General features: G+C 38.3%; 15 protein-coding genes and 2 tRNA genes. 8 read left to right on the forward strand and 9 right to left on the reverse strand.

All coding sequences use genetic code 11. The features are described from left to right. The first annotated feature begins 14 nt into the window (after nucleotides 1–14). The gene (locus EV694_RS05425) at nucleotides 15–1,232 is read left to right on the forward strand and encodes an aromatic amino acid transport family protein (RefSeq protein WP_132690318.1); all 1,218 of its coding nucleotides are present in this window, start codon (nucleotides 15–17) and stop codon (nucleotides 1,230–1,232) included. Nucleotides 1,233–1,430: 198 nt separating this feature from the next. Here EV694_RS05425 and EV694_RS05430 read toward each other — a convergent pair whose 3' ends face one another. Further along, on the reverse strand, nucleotides 1,431–3,089 hold the full coding sequence (locus EV694_RS05430; RefSeq protein WP_132690320.1) for a putative transporter: 1,659 nt from the start codon (nucleotides 3,087–3,089) through the stop codon (nucleotides 1,431–1,433). A 190-nt stretch (nucleotides 3,090–3,279) separates the two neighbouring features. On the opposite strand from EV694_RS05430, the gene EV694_RS05435 reads away from it, so the two are divergent. Beyond that, entirely contained in the window at nucleotides 3,280–5,058 is a 1,779-nt protein-coding gene (locus tag EV694_RS05435) for an ABC transporter ATP-binding protein/permease (RefSeq protein ID WP_132690322.1), read from the forward strand. 58 nt (nucleotides 5,059–5,116) lie between these two features. On the opposite strand, the gene argH is transcribed toward EV694_RS05435, so the two are convergent. The 4 genes from argH to folD all read right to left on the reverse strand — a co-directional run bounded on the left by argH (nucleotide 5,117) and on the right by folD (nucleotide 9,301). Next, entirely contained in the window at nucleotides 5,117–6,490 is a 1,374-nt protein-coding gene (gene argH, locus EV694_RS05440) for an argininosuccinate lyase (protein WP_132690324.1), read from the reverse strand. Between the two features lie 18 nt (nucleotides 6,491–6,508). Beyond that, entirely contained in the window at nucleotides 6,509–7,282 is a 774-nt protein-coding gene (gene argB / locus EV694_RS05445) for an acetylglutamate kinase (protein ID WP_132690326.1), read from the reverse strand. Continuing rightward, nucleotides 7,282–8,298 (reverse strand): N-acetyl-gamma-glutamyl-phosphate reductase, encoded by a 1,017-nt coding sequence (gene argC / locus EV694_RS05450; RefSeq protein WP_132690328.1) that lies wholly within the window; start codon nucleotides 8,296–8,298, stop codon nucleotides 7,282–7,284. The genes argB and argC overlap by 1 nt, the downstream gene beginning before the upstream one ends. A 148-nt stretch (nucleotides 8,299–8,446) precedes the next feature. Then, the gene (gene folD, locus EV694_RS05455) at nucleotides 8,447–9,301 is read right to left on the reverse strand and encodes a bifunctional methylenetetrahydrofolate dehydrogenase/methenyltetrahydrofolate cyclohydrolase FolD (protein WP_132690330.1); all 855 of its coding nucleotides are present in this window, start codon (nucleotides 9,299–9,301) and stop codon (nucleotides 8,447–8,449) included. A 157-nt stretch (nucleotides 9,302–9,458) separates the two neighbouring features. Between folD and EV694_RS05460 the strand changes: the two genes are divergently transcribed. Both EV694_RS05460 and EV694_RS05465 read left to right on the forward strand, forming a co-directional pair. After that, a tRNA-Pro gene (locus EV694_RS05460) sits at nucleotides 9,459–9,535 on the forward strand. Between the two features lie 23 nt (nucleotides 9,536–9,558). Further along, nucleotides 9,559–9,635, forward strand: a tRNA-Arg gene (locus EV694_RS05465). A gap of 488 nt (nucleotides 9,636–10,123) precedes the next feature. Here the strand turns inward: EV694_RS05465 and bamC are convergent. Together bamC and dapA are read right to left on the reverse strand one after the other, a co-directional pair. Further along, nucleotides 10,124–11,134: an outer membrane protein assembly factor BamC gene (gene bamC / locus EV694_RS05475; RefSeq protein WP_132690332.1), complete on the reverse strand. Its 1,011-nt coding sequence runs from the start codon at nucleotides 11,132–11,134 to the stop codon at nucleotides 10,124–10,126. A 96-nt stretch (nucleotides 11,135–11,230) separates the two neighbouring features. Continuing rightward, nucleotides 11,231–12,124 carry a 4-hydroxy-tetrahydrodipicolinate synthase gene (gene dapA, locus EV694_RS05480; RefSeq protein ID WP_132690334.1) on the reverse strand — a complete coding sequence of 298 codons (894 nt, stop codon included), beginning with the start codon at nucleotides 12,122–12,124 and terminating at the stop codon, nucleotides 11,231–11,233. A 140-nt stretch (nucleotides 12,125–12,264) separates the two neighbouring features. Here dapA and bcp point away from each other — a divergent pair, with 140 nt between their 5' ends. Next, complete coding sequence (bcp, locus tag EV694_RS05485) at nucleotides 12,265–12,753, forward strand: thioredoxin-dependent thiol peroxidase (protein WP_132690336.1); 489 nt, start codon at nucleotides 12,265–12,267, stop codon at nucleotides 12,751–12,753. 130 nt (nucleotides 12,754–12,883) lie between these two features. On the opposite strand, the gene EV694_RS05490 is transcribed toward bcp, so the two are convergent. Next, nucleotides 12,884–13,492, reverse strand: a complete 609-nt coding sequence (locus EV694_RS05490) for a LysE family translocator (protein ID WP_132690338.1) — start codon at nucleotides 13,490–13,492, stop codon at nucleotides 12,884–12,886. Between the two features lie 108 nt (nucleotides 13,493–13,600). Between EV694_RS05490 and EV694_RS05495 the strand changes: the two genes are divergently transcribed. The 3 genes from EV694_RS05495 (at nucleotide 13,601) to lpcA (ending at nucleotide 15,503) form a co-directional block, all read left to right on the forward strand. Beyond that, a complete protein-coding gene (locus EV694_RS05495) occupies nucleotides 13,601–14,053 on the forward strand; it encodes an Lrp/AsnC family transcriptional regulator (protein WP_132690340.1) in 453 nt (150 codons plus the stop codon). A gap of 13 nt (nucleotides 14,054–14,066) precedes the next feature. Further along, nucleotides 14,067–14,798 (forward strand): 3-deoxy-D-manno-octulosonic acid kinase, encoded by a 732-nt coding sequence (locus EV694_RS05500; protein ID WP_132690342.1) that lies wholly within the window; start codon nucleotides 14,067–14,069, stop codon nucleotides 14,796–14,798. 120 nt (nucleotides 14,799–14,918) lie between these two features. Next, complete coding sequence (lpcA, locus tag EV694_RS05505) at nucleotides 14,919–15,503, forward strand: D-sedoheptulose 7-phosphate isomerase (RefSeq protein ID WP_132690344.1); 585 nt, start codon at nucleotides 14,919–14,921, stop codon at nucleotides 15,501–15,503. Between the two features lie 210 nt (nucleotides 15,504–15,713). On the opposite strand, the gene EV694_RS10875 is transcribed toward lpcA, so the two are convergent. Continuing rightward, nucleotides 15,714–18,087: VCBS domain-containing protein (locus tag EV694_RS10875; RefSeq protein ID WP_165865500.1), on the reverse strand; the 2,374-nt coding region annotated here is incomplete at its 5' end.

Raw genomic sequence — 18,087 nt, forward strand, 5'->3', positions numbered from 1 at the left:
TTTTTGGAGCCAATATGAAAAATAAAATCCTCGGCAGCGCATTAATGATTGCTGGTACAACTATCGGAGCAGGTATGCTCGCAATGCCCCTAACGTCCGCAGGAATGGGATTTACTGCAACATTTCTTTTATTAATCGGATTGTGGGCATTATTAACCTACACCGGTTTATTATTTATGGAAGTTTATCAAACCGCCCCTCGCAAAGATATTGGTGTCGCTAGCCTTGCTGAACAATATTTTGGCTTACCCGGTAGAATTCTCGCCACATTATCCCTATTAATTTTGCTTTATGCCCTACTTTCAGCCTATGTGACAGGAGGAGGCTCATTACTCGCAGGCTTGCTCCCAACAATCCATAATGAACAAACCACTTTACAAATCGGCATTATTCTCTTTACCTTGATTTTAGGGACATTCGTCATAATTGGCATAAAAGGCGTAGATGGGCTAACAAGATTATTATTTTCAGGCAAAATTATTGCCTTTGTGATCGTCCTCTTTATGATGTTACCAAAAGCAAAATTAGAAAACCTTACCGCGATCCCCATTGATAACCGCCTGATTTTCTCCGCTATCCCTATTTTCTTTACTGCCTACGGCTTCCATGTCATTATGGCAAGTATCAATACTTACCTTGATGCTGATATTCGCCGTATTCGCCTTGCCGTAATTATAGGCACCTGTATCCCACTTACCGCTTATTTATTATGGCAACTAGCAACCCATGGTGTCCTCAGCCAAAATGAATTTATGCATATCCTACAAGAAGATCCGACCCTTAATGGCTTAGTAAAAGCCACAAGACAAATTACAGGAAGTGAAATACTTGGTGAAGCAGTACGCTTATTTTCTGCGCTTGCTTTAATTACCTCTTTTTTAGGCGTTGCTCTAGGCATTTTTGAAGGTGTAGGCGATCTACTAAAACGTGTAAATCTACCAGCAAACCGCCTATCCTTAACCCCATTAACATTTATTCCACCGCTTATCTTTGCATTATTCTATCCTAATGGCTTTATAGCGGCATTAGGTTATGCTGGCTTATTATTCGCTTTCTACGGACTCATTTTACCTACCGCATTAGCTTGGAAAGCCCGCCGACAACACCCGAACTTACCTTATCGTGTTGCAGGCGGTAATCTAGGTTTAATCATCACACTGATTATGGGCATTATCATTATCTTAATCCCATTTTTAATCCAAGCAGGTTATTTACCGGCAGTGGTGGGGTAATCACTATTATTAGAATAAATCATCCACATGTAAGAACTGTGGATGATTTAGATTGTTATGTCATATCTTTTTATATTCTATAGTTGTTCCACTTTAAAATAATACAGCGTTGGTACGCCTCGCCGTACTCTTTGTATTGTCTTCGGTATATCGCCTTGTCTCATTTTAAATTGAAACGACTATACTTTTTATTAGAGCTTACATCACCGTCCACAACAAAATCGCCAATAATTGAGGCGAAATAATTCGTAAAAACATTGATAAAGGATAAACGGTGGCATAGGATAATGCGGCGGCACCGCTTTCTTCTTTTAATGAATTAGCAAAGGCTAACGCTGGGGGATCGGTCATTGAGCCAGCTAATAATCCGCATAAACTAAGATAATTCAGTTTAAAATAAAGCCGAGCGATAATGCCTACGGTAAGTAATGGGATAAGCGTAATTAACACGCCGTACCCCATCCATTCTAATCCATTGCCATTGATTAAGGTATCCATAAAATTTCCTCCTGATTTTAATCCTACAACAGCGAGAAAAAGTACAATACCAATTTCGCGTAAAGCAAGGTTAGCACTCGGCGGCATAAACCAATATAATTTTCCAATACTGCCTATTCTTGCCAAAATAAGGGCAACAACCAAAGGACCACCCGCTAATCCTAGCTTTAATGCCACTGGAAAACCCGGTAAATGGAAAGGAATTGAGCCTAATAATACGCCTAATCCAATACCAATAAATACGGGTAACATTTGCACTTGTTGTAATTTCTGTTGTGCATTACCTATAACCGCAATGGCTGGTTCAATGGAATCCACACGTCCCACAATATGTAAGACATCGCCAAATTGTAAAATGGTATTTGCGGTTGGTACGAGTTCAATACCTGCTCGGTTTAGGCGTGATATCATAACCCCAAATTTTTGATGAATACCTAGTTGGCGAATTTTTTTACCAAGCACCTTTTCGTTCGTGACAACTACTCGTTCAGAACGTAAATAATCGGTTTTCATTGAAATGGAAGAATCCACTTTTTCGCCTATAATTAACTGCATTTTCTTTAATACCGCAGACTCGCCGACTAAACGCAATAAATCTCCAAGGTAAATTAGGGTATCTGCTTTAGGTACAATAACTTGATCTTCTCGTTTTAATCTTGAGCAAATCACTTCTTTATGTTCAAAACCAGGAATGTCTTTTAGGGCTAATCCCTCTAAATTGGGATTAGTGACTTTCATATTGACGCTGATTAAATGCTCATGCTCTTGACCGCTTTCACGTTCAAAACGTCTTGCCTCTTCATCAAGTTTAATTCTAAAGAACCCGCGAATTAGCCACATTGTCAATAAAATACCACAGATACCGAAAGGATAAGCAATGGCATAGGATATCCCCATTGTGCTACTCAAATTTTTCATACCTAATTCAGAGAGAATTTGTTGTCCTGCTCCTAATGAGGGCGTATTGGTTACCGCACCAGAATAAATTCCTAGTAACGTATCTAAAGAAATATCCGTACATTGATAAATGATTATGATAACTGCGGCACCAAGTAAAACAATCAAGCCAGCTAAGGCATTCAGTGTTAAACCTGATTGACGCAAAGAGGCAAAAAAGCCTGGCCCCACTTGGATACCAATGGTATAAACAAATAAAATCAGCCCAAATTCTTGGATAAAATGTAAAGTATGCGTATCTAATGCGATACCATATTGATGGGTAAAATGTGCCACAATAATGCCACCAAATAATACGCCACCAATACCTAAACCAACGCCACGAATTTTCCAATGCCCTAACCATAAACCGATGACGGCGACCAAAGCCAATAGGCTAATTGTCATTGCTATATCTGTCATAAATAAGCCCTTAAATGAAATTTACTGAGCAAAATTATAACAAGTAAGAAATCACAAAAACCTGCACTAGTTCAAACTTTTGTACAAAATTTAAAAAAATCACAAGCCATTAGCGAAAAAATGTGCTTGCAACATAACCAAAATTTAACAACAATATGCCTCACATTTTTAATTAATATTGTAGAAAAATATGGACTGGCAAACAGAAATTATTACCTCCTTACTTTGGATTTTACGCAATTTAGCGATTACTGCCTTGGTTTTCTCCTTCGCGGTATTTATTTTGATTAAAACCACTAAATGGGCAAAGCAATTTTGGTCAATGGCAAAAGGTTATCTTTCGCCCAAACGTAGTATTAAACCGATTTTATTTTTTCTGTTTATTGTGGGCTTAACCTTATTAGAAGTCCGCGTCAGCCTTATTGCCTCAAATTGGTATAATAATTTATACAGTGCATTACAAGACTTTGATGAACAAGCCTTTTGGTATCAAATGGGGATTTTCTGTTTTATTGCAGGAATTAGCGTTACCAATGCCTTATTGAGTTATTATTGTGAGCAACGTTTTTCCATAAATTGGATTGAATGGTTAAATAAAAATCTATTAGATAAATGGCTCGCTAATCAGGCTTATTATAAATCACAACAAGTTTTTAATTTACTCGATAATCCCGACCAACGTATTCAACAAGATATTCAATCTTATGTGAAATTTACATTGTCTTTATCCACCGGCGTCATTAGTGCGGTAACCTCAATAATTTCTTTTACCATTTTGCTCTGGGGCTTATCAGGATCAATGCAACTTTTCGGTATTGAAATTCCCCATATGATGGTATTTTTAGTGTTTAGCTATGTATTAGTGAGTACCGTCATTGCTTTTTGGCTAGGACGCCCCTTAATTAGTTTAAGTTTCTTAAATGAAAAATTAAATGCAAATTATCGTTATTCCTTAATTCGTGTGCGTGAATATGCAGAAAGTATTGCATTTTATGCGGGCGAAAAAGCAGAAAAAAATCTGTTATACCGTCAATTTAACCAAGTCATTAAAAATATGTGGGCGATTGTGTTTAGAACCTTGAAATTCTCAGGATTTAACTTAATCGTCAGCCAAATTTCTGTGGTTTTTCCATTTTTAATTCAAATTGGACGTTATTTTGAAAAACAAATAAAACTCGGTGATTTAATGCAAACCATACAAGTATTTGGACGATTGCATAGCAACCTCTCTTATTTCCGTAATGTATATGATACCTTTGCCGAGTATAAAGCCACCTTAGATCGTTTAACAGGCTTTGAAAATGCGATTAATATCTCCACCAAGGTCTCAAAAGTCCATATCCAACCTCATCAAAGTGATGTAATTTTTGAAAATTTAAGTATTAATTCGCCTAATGGAGAAGCCCTTATCCATCAGCTTAACGCCCGATTCCCAGCAGGTAGTTCAGTATTAATTAGTGGAGCCTCTGGAGCAGGAAAAACCACCTTATTACGCACTATCGCAGGCTTATGGCCTTATTCAGAAGGTAAAATTGCTCGTCCTGATGATGTACTTTTTCTTTCACAAAAGCCTTATTTACCACAGGGAAAATTGATTGATGCTTTATATTATCCTAACACCGCCCCTGAACAACAAACCTTTAACCAAGAAATCGAACTACTCAATGCCGTACAACTGGGGCATTTAACTGATAAGTTAAATCAAGAAAATGATTGGACAAGGGTACTATCCCTAGGAGAACAACAACGTTTGGCTTTTGCACGTTTATTATTACATAAGCCAAAAGTCGCATTTCTTGATGAAGCCAGTGCCAGTATGGACGAGGGTTTAGAAGACGCGATGTATCGTTTACTAAAACAAGCCTTACCTCAAACAACCATTATTAGTGTTGGCCATCGCTCAACCTTATTCGCTTATCATCAACAACGTTTAGTGATTGATACTGATAAACGTTGGCGGTTGATTTAATCAAGAAAAAGTGCGGTGCAAAAAATTTTTATTTTTACACCGCACTTTGTATAACAAATTACCCTAATCTCCCCTTCGCCTCCGCAATGGCTTCTGCCACACGTTGTGGCGAGACGCCACCTTTGGCACAGCGTTTGTCTAAACAAGATTGAAGGGAAAGAATTTCATACACATCATCGCCCACCACTTGGCTAAATTGTCTAAACTCGGGAATGGTGAGCTGTTCGAGGGCTTTGCCTTGTTCAATGGCGTATACCACTGTTTCGCCCACAATATGATGAGAATCGCGGAATGGCACGCCTTTTGCCACTAAATAATCCGCCAATTCGGTAGCATTTGAATAGCCTTTTAAGGCGGAATTACGGGTGCGGTCTACATTGACTTTAATATCCTCTAACACTAAGGTCGCCATATCTAAACAATCGTGCCAAGTGTCTAAGGCATCAAAAATGCCCTCTTTGTCTTCTTGCATATCTTTGTTATAGGCTAATGGCAAGCCTTTTACTGTCATTAATATGCCATTTAATGAGCCAACTACACGCCCCACTTTACCACGAATAAGCTCGCAAGCATCGGGGTTTTTCTTTTGTGGCATAAGTGATGAACCCGATGTTACTCGGTCGGATAATTCCACAAAATTGGCTTCGCCACTGTTAAAGATGATCATATCTTCGGCAAAACGGGAGAGATGTACCATACTTAATGAGGCAACGGATAATAATTCAATAATATGATCACGATCCGATACGCTGTCTAGACTGTTGCGTGTAGCACAGGCGAAGCCGAGATCTTGAGCTAATTGTTCTCGGTCAATGGCATAAGCCGTTCCTGCTAACGCTCCACTGCCAAGGGGACAGCTATTGAGCCGTTGGTAAGCATCGTTAAGGCGACTATAATCTCGCTCTAGCATTTCTACATAAGCCATACACCAATGGGCAAAGGTAATAGGTTGGGCTCGCTGTAAATGGGTATAACCGGGCATCACGGACTGTTGATTTTTTTCGGCGGTTTCCACTAATTTACTTTGTAATTGACGTAGGGATTTTTGTAACAATGTAATTTGCTGTTTACACCAAAGTTTGATGTCAACCGCCACTTGGTCATTACGGCTACGTCCTGTGTGTAATTTTTTGCCTAAGCTGCCCACTTTATCAATCAGCTTACTTTCCACCCAGCTATGAATATCTTCGGCATCATCTTGCAAAATCATTTCAGGTTGTTGCAAGACTTCTTGTTTTAATTGTTGTAAAGCCTGTTCTAGCTGTTGTTGTTCCTCTTGCGTTAATACGCCCACGCTAGCTAAGGCTTTTGACCAGCCAATAGAGCCATCAATATCTTGCTCCGCTAAGCGATAATCAAAGCGTAAAGAATCGTTGAAGGCTTTAAAACGTTGATCTGCTGGTTGTGTAAAACGTCCACCCCAAAGTGCCATATTTTTTCTCTCTCGTTATTAAGGTTTAATGGTTGTGCCAATTTGTTCGCCCGCAAAAAGTGCGGTCAGTTTTTCAGCATTTTTCCAGCTGGCAATACGCACGCCACGTTGCAATGTGGTTGCCGCCGCTAAAGCCGCATTGACTTTGACAATCATTCCGTCCGTAATCACTTGCTGTTGAATAAGCTGATCGATTTGTTGGCTGGTTAATTCATTCAATAATTGTTTATCTTGATTAAGCACGCCATCAACATCGGATAACAATAATAAATCTGCATTGAGCAGTTGTGCAATGGCTGTGGCGGCTTGATCGGCGTTCACATTCATCAATATTCCATTTTTATCAACCGCAATGGAACTGATAATGGGTAAAAAATGGTGTTGTAATAAATTCAGCAATAATTTGTTGTCTTTGCCAAAGACATTCGCAACGTGTCCCAACTCGGGATCGAAAACTTCCGCTTGGGTCATATTGCCATCGGCTAAGCTCAGCCCTACGGGATTAAGTTGAGCTTTGCTGGCTTGTGCCACCAGTTTTTTATTAGCGATACCTGCCAATGCCCCAACAATCACATCAATTTGTGAGCTTGGCGTGATTCGCAAGCCATTTTTTTTCTGCACTGGTAAGTTAAGCTGTTGTAATAAATCATCAACCACGCAACCGCCACCATGCACAATCACGATTTGGCGAGCATTTTTCTGCAAATATTGTGCTAAGGCTGTGAATAAATTATCTATCGCTTGCGCTGTATCTAATAATGCACCGCCGACTTTAATGACTAATGGTTTCATTAAATTAATCCTGTTGTTTCCACTAAATTATAACGAATATTGGCACATTGCACCGCTTGTGCCGCCGCCCCTTTGAGTAAATTATCTTCTGCCCCCACAACGATAATATGCCCTTGATGACAAGCAAAACCAATATCGCAATAAGGGCTAAATTCAACGGCTTTAATGCTTGGCAAGCCTTGTGAATACAAACGAACTAAGGGTTTATATTCATAATATTGTTGATAACAGGCGTAAACTTGCTGTTCATCAATCTGAGGTTGTAATTTTGCGGTAATTGTCGCCAAAATGCCACGTTTAAAATTGCCCAAATGTGGGGTAAAAATCACGTCGGTACCAAGGTGTGTCGCGATTTCAGGTTGATGACGATGATGAAACACGCCATAAGGCTGTAAGCTCACTTCACAGAAACTGCTGGTTAAACTGGCTTTACGCCCCGCACCACTCACGCCACTGACTGCATTGATAATCGGTAATTGAGTTAAATCTAACAGTTGATTTTCAATCAGGGGCTTTAAACAAAGCTGAGAAACCGTAGGATAACAACCTGGGACAGCAATTAAATCCGCTTGCTTAATTTGTTCTGCATTCCACTCCGCTAAGCCATATATTGCCTTAGCTAATAAATCGGGATATTGATGCTCAAAGCCATAAAACTGGCGATAAAAGTCGCCATTATTGACCCGATACGCACCCGATAAATCAAAAACTTGGCAATTTGCTTGCAAAAAGAGAGGAGCAAGCTCGTGGCTGACTTCGTGTGCCGTCGCTAAAAAGACTAAATCCACATTTTCAGCAAGTGCGGTCAGTTTTTGCGTTGAATTGGGTAACGGCAATAAAGGCAAATCCACTACCTGTTTCAGTTGCGGATAGAGTTCTGAGATATTTCGGTGCGCATCTGCACTATGACTGGAAACATAAAGCCCTTGCAAATCAAAATAAGGGTGTGTCGCCAAAATTCTGGCTAATTCTGCCCCCGTATAGCCACTTGCACCAATAATTATTGCTTTTCGCATAAATACCTCTTTTTTACTGATTATTTATGCTAATATTTTGCATAAATATTAAATTAAAGCAATTCATTTTTATCAAAAATTGATTTTGGGGTTATGTTAATTTAAATAAAAAGGGAATCTACATTCCCTTTCTTGCAAATTCAATATATTACCCCTGTTGATGACGTTCATAGGCAGATAACGTATTTTCCATTAACATTGCCACTGTCATTGGACCAACGCCACCCGGTACAGGGGTGATAAAGCTAGCATGTTGTTGAGCTTGTTCAAAATCTACATCGCCCAATAATTTTCCATCAACACGATTAATGCCCACATCAATCACTATCGCATTCGGCTTAATCCATTCCCCCGCAATAAATTTCGGTTTACCAACGGCGACGACTAAAATATCCGCTTGCCGCACATAGGATGCCAAATCTTGAGTAAATTTATGGGTTACCGTTACCGTAGCCCCTGCTAATAAAAGCTCCAATGCCATTGGACGACCAACAATATTAGAAGCCCCAACAATCACCGCGTGTTTTCCATGTAAATCCACGCCTGTGGTAGCTAATAACTTCATAATCCCATAAGGCGTGCAAGCACGTAACACAGGAATACGTTGACATAAACGACCAACATTATAAGGATGAAAACCGTCCACATCTTTATTTGGTGCAATACGCTCAATCACTTTGGTGCTATCAATATGAGCTGGTAAAGGTAATTGCACTAGAATACCATCAACTTGCTCATCTTGATTCAATTTATCAATGAGGACTAATAATTCCGCTTCTGAAGTTTGTTCGGGTAAATCATAGGATTGCGATTCAATACCAATTTCAGCACAGCTTTTGCGTTTACTTCCCACATAAACTTGCGAAGCAGGATCAGCACCGACTAAAATAACCGCTAACCCTGGGGCTCGCTTACCTTGTGCAACATAATGACTGATTTTATCAGCGATAGCTGATTTAATATTTTTCGCTAATTCTGTACCTGAAATAATTTTTGCGGTCATACTCACACCTTTAATAAACAAGAAATTTTTGCGTGCTTATTCTGTCAGAAAATAGCAGGAAATGTAAGACTAATTGAAATAAATTTAACCGTTCAACCATAAAATAGAAAAAAATGATTGACTGAAATAAAAAGAAACTTATAATCGTCAGTCATATCGGCGAGTAGCGCAGCTTGGTAGCGCAACTGGTTTGGGACCAGTGGGTCGTAGGTTCAAATCCTATCTCGCCGACCACCTTTCCAATATCACAATGAAATGCGCCCTTAGCTCAGCTGGATAGAGCAACGGCCTTCTAAGCCGTAGGTCATTGGTTCGAATCCAATAGGGCGTGCCATTATAAAATATCATATTAATCAATAAGTTATCTACTAATATTCTTTAAGTGAGATTTTTGTGTGTTAGTATTAATAGATAGCCTGACAGAAAAAGTGATTTATCATCAAATTGTAAAAACAGAAAAGGCTATATTATTCAATCAATTACCTGTGATGCTCGTCGTAGATGATTAAAAGAGGTATTTAATACACCTATTCAAATGTGTCATTTTTATCTTGTGGCAATGGTGATGGGAAAATTAAGAAAAATATTATGAAAGGTATTTATCTACCTTTGAAAAGTATGCGGAATTAAATATTGAAAAAACAACAAATCGGTTAGAAGGTTTATTTAGTTAACTTAAACAGAAATTAATTAATCATAATGGATTAAGTAGAAAACGTAACATTATGTTTATAAAGGATTTTTTAAATAAAAAGAGTTGCTAATAATTTTAGAAAATTATTATTAGCAACCATTTTGTCCATTACACCCATTTTTTTAAGTTTAATTTGCTAACAAACGCTGTAATCCCTGATAAACAGCTTCAGCCTGTTGTGGATCAAGAGCTTGATCATCTTCGTCAGTGATGACAATCGCGGTATTATTCCCCACGACGGCAATTTGGAGTTTATATTCGCCTTTGACTAAATCAGGGCGAGCAATGCCAAAACGTCGCCATTCTAGCTCATCTAAAGCACGATATTTTAATTCGCGATAGCCTCGTCCAATATTTTCTTCTTCAATACTAAATCCTAATGAAGGAAGTACTTGAGCAAGTTTTTGCCAAGTGGCATTAAATCCTGCATTGGCAATTAAGGCTTGGCGACCATTACGATCTGTCGCTATGGTGGAATTTAAGGCTAAATTCGCATTTGCGGCTAATTGTTGTTGCTGTTGTTGATGGGCAGTATTTAATTCTCCCACTAACTGATTTAAGCGACCTGCTGCATAGCGTTGTTTATCCACCACCGTTGGGGTAAAAATCACGTCATCACGTTTTGCTTGCAAAATGGAAATCGCTAAGGCGCTGGCTTGTTGGTTGCCTAATTGCTCAATTTGATAACGTAACTGTACATTGCCTACGTCATCGGAACGCCCTGTGGCTGCCCAATCGGTAACAATTTTACCATTTTCTTGTTGGTAAGTTATTCCTTGTTCATTGAGCAATCGCGCAACCTGTTGGAGATTATAAACCGCTTGTTTATCTGCTGGGTAAACAATAGAAGCACGTTCACCATCAAATTGAGCAACGGAATCATGAATTATCGGTAGCGGGTTTACTGGTGGGCGAATATCAACTTGTAATCCACTTGTAGGAATATGCTCAGCAGGAATATTAAATCTTGGATCAGGTTGAGGCAAATTAACACCGCCACTATTTAAGGGGGAAAAGGTTGGAATGTTTTTTTCAACAAAGGGATCATTAGCTTGTTGTTTATCTTGATTATCAGAAGAACAGGCAGACAACGTCCCTAACGCAATAAAAGGTAATAACCAATATTTTCTATTTTTCATCTTCAACCCTATAAAATTTTTCAAAAAACTACCGCACTTTGACTAAATTTAAGACCAAAAGTTCAAACAAAGTGCGGTGTATAAAGCAAACCTAATTTATAATAATCCTGCTTTTTCTAATGCGGCAATCACTTTAGGCTGTGCTGATTCACTTAAAGTGGTTAATGGCAAACGTAAACTTGGATTATCAATCAAACCTAATTTATAAGCCGCCCATTTTACTGGGATTGGATTGGATTCAACAAAGAGATCTCGATGTAATCCCATCAAGGCTTGGTTAATCTGTTCTGCCTCAGTAAATTTGCCTTCACGAGCAAGGCGGCACATTTCACTCATTTGTGCTGCTGCCACATTATTGGTCACAGAAATTACCCCATGCCCACCTAATTTCATACTTTCTAAGCCCGTAGGATCATCGCCACTGAGGAAAATAAAATCTTCGCCTGCTAATTCACGAATTTTAGCCACACGGCTTACATCGCCTGTGGCTTCTTTGATCCCAATAATATTATCAACTTTTGCTAAGCGTCCAACGGTTTCTGGTAATAAATCGCTCCCTGTACGCCCAGGAACATTATATAAAATTTGAGGTAAATCAGTACATTCCGCAATGGCTTTAAAATGCTGATACATTCCTTCTTGAGTAGGTTTATTGTAGTATGGTACAACAGACAAACAAGCGGCGACACCGCTATTATTTAATAATTTTGTCATTGTGATAGCTTCGCTGGTAGCATTAGCCCCTGTTCCTGCGATAACAGGAATACGTCCATCAGCAAACTCTAAGGTTTTTAAAATAGTTTTCACATTTTCTTCAATACTTAAAGTCGCAGATTCGCCCGTTGTTCCCACAGAAACAATCGCATCAGTACCTGATTTGATATGATATTCCACTAAATTGCGTAATTGCTCAAAATCGACTTCACCATGGTGATCCATAGGGGTAATTAATGCCACAATACTGCCATAAAAACGAGGTGTGTTTGCCATAAAATCTCCTGTTATCATTATTCTTAACATAAACGGTTGATAATTATTGATTAAGATCGCCAAATTAAACAGAATTTGCAAGTAATTTTTTTATTTTTATAATAGTCTTCAATGACTTTGACGATTTTTTAAGGAAAATTATGCTATCAACATTAAAACAGGGGCAAAATGCACCGCACTTTTGTTTACTTGACCAACAGGGTCAACAAGTTTGTTTAACGGATTTCCAAGGCAAAAAAGTATTACTTTATTTTTATCCCAAAGCCTTAACCCCAGGCTGTACAACCCAAGCCTGCCATTTGCGAGATAGCAAAGAAGAACTAAATAAACTGGGCGTAACCATTATTGGCATTAGCCCTGATTTACCGACAAAATTAGCCAACTTTAGCGAGAAAAAACAATTAAATTTTATTTTATTATCGGATCCTGAACATCAAGTCGCTGAGCAATTTGGCGTATGGGGCGAAAAGAAATTTATGGGCAAAACCTTTGACGGTATTCACCGCATCAGTTTTTTAATTGATGAACAAGGTAAAATCGAACAGGTCTTTGATAAATTTAAAACCAGTAATCATCATCAGGTGGTTATTGATTATCTAAAACAACATCAATGTAAAATAGTTTCTTAATTTTATAGTTACTCTATTTGAAATACAGCATTGGCACGCTTTTCTGTACTCTTTGTACTGTCTTCAGTGTGCCGTCTTATTTTCTTTTAAATTGAAACAACTATACCAATAATCCTATCTTACTCTACGATTAAACAAACTGCCCAAATAACCCCAACGCAACACTTATCATCGCAAGCCCTGAGAAGCGATTTACCCAACAGGTTAATTGTGGTTTTTGCCGTAATAATGCCCCAGTGCCCATACCGACTAAGGGATAAATTAACGCACAATTTGTGATATGCAATAAACCTAATAATAAGATTTGTGTAGTAGCAGACCAATCGGAATGCGGGTTAACGAATTGAGGCAGTAAGGCTAAAAATGTGAGCAGCACTTTAGGGTTTAATCCACTGACCGCAATGCCTTTTAAGCACCAAGTTGTCCATAGAGTGAGATGATTTTCATTTTGTTCGTTTATTGTATGAGGCTGACGAAAAGCGTTAATACCTAACCAAAATAAATATAACGCTCCTATTATGGTTAATCCTAATAATAGGTTTGGCTTACTTGCCATAAGTGCGCCAACGCCAGCCGCTACTGCCAAGATAATGGTACAGTAACCGAGTAACATTCCACTTAAAGCAGGGCTGATACGGTGTTTTACCCCAGCGGACATAATATATGCCCAATCAGCACCCGGAATAATGGTAATTGATAAGGAAAGTAGCCAATAAGCAAACAACATTTTTTCTGACATAGCGGTATCCAAGGGTAAGAAGTGAATGGCTATATGATAAAAATAATTGGCTAGAAAAACTTTTCTATTTTTAATATGATTGTCATTATTTTTAGAATAATCTTGCGTATGGATAGAGTAGATAAAAAAATTATTGCGGAACTACAACAAAATGGGCGAATTTCTCTTACGGAGTTAAGCGAGAAAATTGGCATTAGTTTGTCGCCTTGCCAACGGCGTGTCAAAGCCCTTGAAGAAAAGAAAGTCATTAGCCATTATCAAGCACATATTGATCCCATTAAAGTGGGATTGAATTTTAGTGCGATTTTATTTATTACCTTAAAAGATTGTAATCATCAAAGTGTTACGGCTTTTGAACAAGCTGTGGTTGATATTGCTGAAATTATCCAAGCACAGCGTTTATTTGGCGATCCTGACTATATGTTACATATTGTGACAAAAGATCTTGAGAGTTATCAGCAACTTTATGATCGACGTTTATCAAGTTTGCCTTATGTCGCAAGATTAAGCTCTACCTTAGTTATGAAAGAGGTTTTATCTAATCGTTGTTTACCGCTTTAAACAAGGATCATTTATGCAACAGTTACAAGATCATAACCAATATTTTTTATTTAACTTTCATCAACCACTGGCGGATCAACAATCCTTTTTTGAACCCGTTTATTGGCAACAACAAGCAAAAATTATTGGCCAAGCACAAGGGCGTGGAACAACCTATTTTTTGCAAACTCAGGATTTGTTTGGGGTAAATAGTGTTTTACGCCATTATTATCGCGGAGGATTAATCGGAAAAATTAACCGCGATAGTTATCATTTTACGCATTTAAATGCCACACGAAGTTTTGCAGAGTTTCATTTATTACGGCATTTACATCAAGCGGGAATGAATGTCCCTAAACCGCTAGGCGCAAGAGTGGTCAAATCATCTTATTGTTATCGGGCGGATATTCTGACTGAAAAAATAGAAAATGCACAGGATCTGACCGCACTTTTACAGCATCAATCATTATGTTCAGAAAGCTGGCAGCAAATTGGGCAATTAATCCGTCAATTACATTATTTACAGGTTTGCCATACGGATCTTAATGCCCATAATATTTTATGCCAGCAAACCCCAAAAGGCTTAACCTTTTGGTTAATTGATTTTGATAAATGCTATGAACAATCTGGGGATATATGGAAAAAAGCCAATTTACAACGGCTATTACGTTCCTTTGAAAAGGAAGTTAAACGAATGAATATCCAATTTCATAAGGAAAACTGGCAAGCCTTATTAGCTGGTTATAATGCTAAACATAATTTATAAATATTGTTTCAATTTAAAATAAGATAAGGTGTGCCAACGCCGTATTATTTTAAAATGGGGCAGCAATAAATTATGCTATAGTGAGTCACCATTTTATTATGACAATAAAAGGAAAAACAAATGTACTTAGAACAAATAAGAAATGAATTACTTGAAGCCCAACAAGTATTAGCCCAATTTATCAATGATGAAAAAAACATTGAATTAATTCAACAAGCGGCATTATTAATCGCTAACAGTTTTAAACAAGGGGGCAAGGTACTTTCTTGTGGAAATGGCGGATCGCATTGTGATGCTATGCATTTTGCCGAAGAATTAACAGGACGTTATCGTGAAAATCGCCCCGCTTATCCAGCGATAGCCATTTCAGATGTCAGCCATTTGAGCTGCGTGAGTAACGATTTTGGTTATGATTATGTTTTCTCTCGTTATGTGGAGGGGGTCGGCAAAGCTGGCGATGTATTATTTGGCATTTCTACCTCGGGCAATTCAAAAAATGTGTTAAATGCCATAAATGCCGCAAAACAAAAAGGAATGAAAGTCATAGCCTTAACAGGCAAAGACGGTGGGCAAATGGCAGGGTTAGCGGATGTTGAAATTCGTGTCCCCCATTTCCGCTATGCCGACCGTATTCAGGAAGTGCATATTAAAGTGATTCATATTTTAATGATGTTAGTTGAGTTTGAGATGGAAAAAGGGGAGTAGGTTAAACCTAGATAAAAGTGCGGTAAAAATTACCGCACTTTTTCTATTTATTCCAATAAGAATGTCTTATCGTCGATCCAATTTGAGAAAATTATTATCAACTATTTTTCCCATTACACCAAATCCCCCCATTCCCCCATAAAAAAACTGCATTTAACGCTTTACACATCAAATGCAGTTTTATTTTTATGAGCTAATTAACTAATGAAATTAACCAATAAATTCTACATAGTTATCCAAAATATTGGTTAAGGTTTGTCCTGATGCCATACCTTCAAATTTAATGGTATTGGTATAAGTTGTACCATTTGATGTCCCAGTAAAGGTTAAAGTATGAGTGCTATCATTCCAACTTGCATTAGTCAGTTGCGATTTACTGCTAATATCTGCAAAGACCACTTTGTCTTGACTAATATCAAAATCAGTAATCACGTCATTACCGCTATTACTATTAGCAAGGAACACAAACTTATCAGCTCCATCGCCACCAGTTAAGGTGTCGTTACCCGCTCCACCGAACAAGATATCATTACCAGCTCCGCCAACAAGGGTATCATTTCCACCGTCAGTACGAGGATCTAAGAGGGATTGCCAATTTTCCTGAATATAAGTATTTAATTGTTCAGTGGTTGCAGCTGTGCCGCCATTCTCTGCCCATTTAATATATTCAGTTAATCCTTCATATCCCATACCATCATGGCTACCACTGGTATAACTTATTCCAGTAGAAGTATTTGTCCAAGCTAAATGATCGGTATTAATGCTATCACCAAATAAGATATCATCACCGTCTCCGCCGTAGAGGATGTCATCACTTACTGCGACTTGTTTCAATTCCGTTGTACCTGTTTGTAATGCTGTTACAATTTCACTTTCAGTACCCGTAATAATTGTTGCTTCACCTGCTTTAACACCTTCTAATTGAGTTGGTCGCCAGTTTGCTCTATCTACCAATGCAGTATCTGGTACTGTTGGTTCACTACCATCTGACATAGTATTATCCACATAATTTAATATCCCTTCATCCCCTTCAAAATCTGATGAACGTCCTTTTAAACCAATAGCATGAACTTCAGAAATCTCTGATAATTCATTAAATGCTGCCAAAGTTGTACTTGCACCTGATGATGGAAGACCATCTGTAATTAAATAAGTAACGTTTTTATAACCATTAGTTTGAGCACTGAGAATTTCTGTTGCTGCCTCAAAAGCAGTATTGTATTCAGTGACACCACTAATTCCATATTTAGTTTCAATTCGAGTAGATGCAGTACCTGTACTAATTAATCCCCAAGAATTAATAGTATTTATTGCCTCATCTACATTAGATGAATCTAAATTATCAATGCTAATCACTACTTTTGCATTACTTGCAAACAATACAACATCTAAATTAATGGTACCACTATAATCTGCTAATTCTTGAATAATGGTTTTTAATGCTACCTTAGCATAATTCCAAACCCCCGTTTTACTTACCATTGAACGAGTGGCATCAAGTAAGATCACTACATTACTATCGCTATTAATAACATAGTTTAATCCCCCTGTATCCCCGATCAATACATCAGCACCGCTACCGCCACTAAGTACCTCTGGATCATCCGTTCTACTTTGATTTGTGTTAGAACCTACTATAACTTGATCATCAACACCATTAATAGTAATGGTTAAAGTCGCCGTACTCGAATCCCCATCACTATCCGTTACTGTATAGCTAAAGGTTTCCTTGAGCATTTCGCCACTGGTTAAGGCTTTCACGCGCGCATTGGATGAATCCAACTGATAAGTATAACTACCGTCTGAATTCATCACTAACTTACCATAATTGCCTGTGCTATTCGTTACGCTCACAGTAACTGGTGTATCCTGACCAAGAGTATCATTGGTTAATACATTACCTGTTACCGAAGCAGTGCCTTCGGTAATGCTATTTGTATCATTAACCGCTTTTGGTTCCGTATCAGTAATATTGATTACCAAATTACTTGAATTTGGATTACCCGCATTATCTGTTACTGCTACGTTAAAGCTATCAGTTACTGCTCCAGAACTATGGTTTTTCGCTGTACCATTTTCAGTATAGCTATAACTAATCACACCTGTTGTCGCATTATAACCTGTTACTTTTAACGTACCTTTGTCGGTAGTAATGGTAACTGGGTTAGTCGCTGTGACGTTTGTCACATCTTGTCCATTAATGGTTACTGTACTTACGCCACTATTATCCGCTACTGTAATCGTACCGCTAATGGTTGAACCTGAGGCTTCTACCACTGAAGCATTGTTATTACTCATCGTAATAGTCGGTGGCGTTGAATCTGGGTTTGCCTTAATGGTTACCACTAAGTTCGCTGTACTTTCACTACCGTCACTATCTTTAATGGTATAGCTAAAGGTTTCCGTTAATGTGGCTGAACCTTTCAACGCCGTTACCGCGCTATTATTACCATTTAATGTATAGCTATAACTACCATTCGCATTTAAGGTCAGGCTACCGTAGTTTCCAGTAAGCGTACCCGCATTGCTAACCACTACTGGGCTATCTGCTCCCTGAACGTCATTACTTAATACGTTACCTGAG

The organism is Volucribacter psittacicida (genome assembly GCF_004339025.1).
GTDB lineage: Bacteria > Pseudomonadota > Gammaproteobacteria > Enterobacterales > Pasteurellaceae > Volucribacter > Volucribacter psittacicida.